General features: G+C 64.7%; 1 pseudogene. It reads right to left on the bottom strand.

Features of this window, described 5'->3' with window-relative positions:
• Positions 1 to 1,886: pseudogene (locus tag MF6396_RS27990) on the bottom strand (RHS repeat protein); the annotation flags it as partial.

Here is a 1,886-nt window from a genome sequence, read left to right as displayed (position 1 = left end):
TGCCACAACGGGTCCTGGTCGAAGTCGTAACTGCGCTGGCTCCAGTCCGGCTGCTTGTGCAGCCGCACCGGCCCCCTGCGCAGGGCCTGGGCCACCGGCACAAAGCTGCCCGGCTCATACAGGTAATGCACCGTGCGGCCCGTATCACCTTCATCACGCGGCGGGGCGCTTTCCCACGCCAGTGTGTCGCCGTCCCAGCCAAACAGCGTGAAGCCACAGTCCAGCTCACGCTGGCGCTTGGCCCGTTCAAGTTGATTCCAGCCCGTGCCGGCCTGCGGCTTGTTCGAGTAATGCGCAACCGAGTGTTTGTGCAGTCGCCGGCCGAGGGCGTCATAGCTGTACTCGACCTTGAGCTTGTCGTCGCTGTAGCTCTCCAGCCGATCGAACAGGTCCCAGGCGAACTGCGCACGCACGCCGTTGTGCAGCCGTTCGGCGAGGTTGCCGCGCGCGTCGTAGGTGTAATGGGTGCCGGCGTACTCGCGCAGGAGGTTGTCCATCAACCTGTTGCGTTTCGGGGCCTGGTCCAGCGGGCGGTTGAGCTGCTGCGTCTTCTCGTCCAGCAGGTTACCCGCCGGGTCGAAGGCGAATGTCTCCACCCCCAGGCGACTGCCGGCCTGCAACAGGCGACCGACAGGGTCGTACTGGTAGGCCAACTGACCACGTCGGCTGTCGTGAATGTCGGTGAGTTGCCCGGCGCCATCGTACTGGTACTGACGCTTGAGCAACGTGGACTTGCCGTCGTGGCTGCCTAGCAGTTGCTCCTGCAGCCGTCCGGCCGGGTCCCAGGCCTGGGTCTGCATCAGCTTGTTGCCCTGATGGCGCGCCACTTCACGGTGCAGGTCATCGCGCTCGTAGCTGAGCATGTCGTGCTGGTCGAGCTTCATGCCCAGCAGGTGGCCGCTGCCGTAGGTCAGCCATCTGACCGTGTGGCCATCGGGGCGCACGGTCGCGATGCGCTGGTTGAGCACGTCGTACTCGTGCGTCCACACCGCCACCACCGGCTGCTGCAACCCCAGGTAATGCTGATGCTCGCGGGTCAGATTGCCCGCCTCGTCATGGAACCACTGCAACTGGCTTGCCGCGTTGATCGCCTGGATCAGCCTGCCGTTGCCGTCATAGGCAAAGCGCTCGGTCTGGGACTGATCGCCCAGCCTGGCGGTACGCTCGGCCAGCCGCCCCATGGGGTCGAAACGCAGGTCGATGCGGCGCTGGCCGACCTGGGTCGAGGCCAGGCGACCGCTGTACGGGTCGTATTGATAACGGGTGGTCAGGCCATCGAAGCCGGTCTCCTGCAACAGGCGACCGACCGGGTCGTACACGAAGCTCGCCTGGCTGGTGTTTTCGTTTTCCAGGCCAATCAGCCGGCCCAGTTTATCCCTGCGGTAGCGCAGGGTGTGCTCGTTGGCGTCGACGCGCTCGGCCAGAAGCCCGGCGCCGGAATAGGTCCAGGTAGTGCAGCGGTCGAGCGCGTCGAGGTACGCCAGCAGACGGCCTTCGGCATCACGTTCGAAGCGCTCTTCGGTGTTGTCGGGGTGTGTGACCCTGGACAGTTGCCCGGCCTTGTACTCATAGGCGGTCTTGTTGCCCGCTGCGTCGGCGAACTGCACCAGCTGGCCGAAGTCGTTGTAGGCCCACTGGCTGGTCTTGCCGGAGCAGTCGACGTACTCGAGTAGTTGCCCGGCGTCGTTGTAGGCCAGCGCCTTCTGGTTGCCGTTGGCGTCCTTGATCGCACTTACCAGGCCGCTTGGGGTGTAGGCAAATTCGGTCTTGTTGCCCAGCGGGTCGACCGTCTCTACCAGGTTGCCGCGCTCGTCGTAGTCGCGCAGCCAAAGGCCACCCTCGGCATCGCGGATCTTAATCAGCTGGTCATGGTCGTCGTAGGCGTA

The sequence above is a fragment of the Pseudomonas sp. MF6396 genome, from assembly GCF_002018915.1.
GTDB lineage: Bacteria > Pseudomonadota > Gammaproteobacteria > Pseudomonadales > Pseudomonadaceae > Aquipseudomonas > Aquipseudomonas palmensis.
This window is presented reverse-complemented; position numbering and strand designations above follow the sequence as displayed.